Genomic DNA, 1,310 nt, shown 5'->3' on the forward strand with positions numbered 1-1,310 from the left:
GAAACTTAATAATTAATCTATGAAGTACCGCACCCTCATCATCATAGCCCTACTGCTCAGTGCCTGCCGCACCCCACAGCAGATTTTTAAGTCAGAAAGCATAATAAAGTCTTCTGATACCCTTTATATAGAGCGCACCCCACCCGTGCACGACACCCTCTATATACCCCTGCCAGCCGTACACACCGGCAGTGCCCCCTGCGATAGCCTATGCCAACAACAGCTCACCGATGCCCTCTCGCGTCTGGCTACGGCTAAACACTCCAGCGGCAACAGCTACGGCATCTATTACGACAAGTACCGCCAGCAGCTCGTACTATACCAGCAGCTACAAGAGCAACTTAACAGCCGACAACGCTCAACCGTCAGCACCCAGCAAACAGTCGTACAAACCCAGAAAATACCCGTACCCTACACCCCCCTATACACCAAAATACTCGCTTGGATAGGAGTAGCCGCCGTAGGATACCTAATTTTCAGAATTAGCAAATTAATAAAATGAAAGCAAAGCATTTAATCATTGGCGGGGTAGCCGTATTAGCCATAGGGCTAATGAGCTTTACCAAAGCCAAAATATCGCAAGGCAAGGAACTCTTTAAGCGAATATTATTCAAAGTATCCCTACCTAAGAATTTCGATATAAGCACCCAGCGTATGCGCTTTTATATCGACCTTATTTTGCAAAACCCAACAGCGCAAGACTTCTCCGCAAGCTCTGCAGGCTCTATTTCTGCCAAAAGCTACCGTGTGTATGTAGGCAACAAGCTATTGGCGTTCGGCAGCTTGGGCTCTATCAGTGGCGTAACCCTACCGGCAGGCGGTAGCTATACATTCCCCAATATATATGTAGAAATCCCCACTATCGAACTCCTTAAGCACGCCTACAGCCTCACGGGCGAAGCCGACAACTGGAAAAAACTCTTTGCCGGCAAATCAGCCCAACAGCCCAACGGCACCACCTCGCTTAACGACTTTACCAACGTAGTCAAAGCCAATGCCGTAACATTTATGCGCGATTTGCGCTATGAATTAGATGTCGAGATTTTTGGCATTACATATATGTTTAAACAAAATGTACTCTAATATGGACTTCAGAAACACCCCCTACACACGCGGCATACGCAACAATAACCCCGGCAATCTTGAAAAGCGCGACACTCCCTGGCAAGGCAAAGTACCGCACTCACAAAACACCGATAGCCGCTTCGAGCAGTTCGACAGCATCGAAAACGGATTGCGAGCCCTAATGATAAACGTACATACAAAGGTAACCCGCGACAAGCTCGACACCCTTGCCAAAATCATCAGCG

Annotated in this window: 2 protein-coding genes and 1 pseudogene; all 3 read left to right on the plus strand. The window is 47.9% G+C overall.

Going from position 1 to position 1,310, the window contains the following annotated elements; all coding sequences use genetic code 11:
* Positions 1-19 precede the first annotated feature (19 nt).
* The gene (locus HMPREF9074_RS11505) at positions 20-502 is read left to right on the plus strand and encodes a hypothetical protein (RefSeq protein ID WP_034541028.1); all 483 of its coding nucleotides are present in this window, start codon (positions 20-22) and stop codon (positions 500-502) included.
* A complete protein-coding gene (locus tag HMPREF9074_RS11510) occupies positions 499-1,083 on the plus strand; it encodes a hypothetical protein (RefSeq protein ID WP_034541030.1) in 585 nt (194 codons plus the stop codon). The genes HMPREF9074_RS11505 and HMPREF9074_RS11510 overlap by 4 nt, the downstream gene beginning before the upstream one ends.
* 1 nt (position 1,084) lies before the next feature.
* A pseudogene (locus tag HMPREF9074_RS11515) lies at positions 1,085-1,310 on the plus strand (hypothetical protein); the annotation flags it as partial.

The sequence above is a fragment of the Capnocytophaga sp. oral taxon 329 str. F0087 genome (assembly GCF_000213295.2).
Taxonomy (GTDB): Bacteria; Bacteroidota; Bacteroidia; order Flavobacteriales; family Flavobacteriaceae; genus Capnocytophaga; species Capnocytophaga leadbetteri_A.

Coding starts and splice junctions, on each gene's coding strand:
- HMPREF9074_RS11505 (WP_034541028.1), top strand. CDS start 20: ATGAAGTACCGCACCCTCATCATCATAGCCCTACTGCTCAGTGCCTGC.
- HMPREF9074_RS11510 (WP_034541030.1), top strand. CDS start 499: ATGAAAGCAAAGCATTTAATCATTGGCGGGGTAGCCGTATTAGCCATA.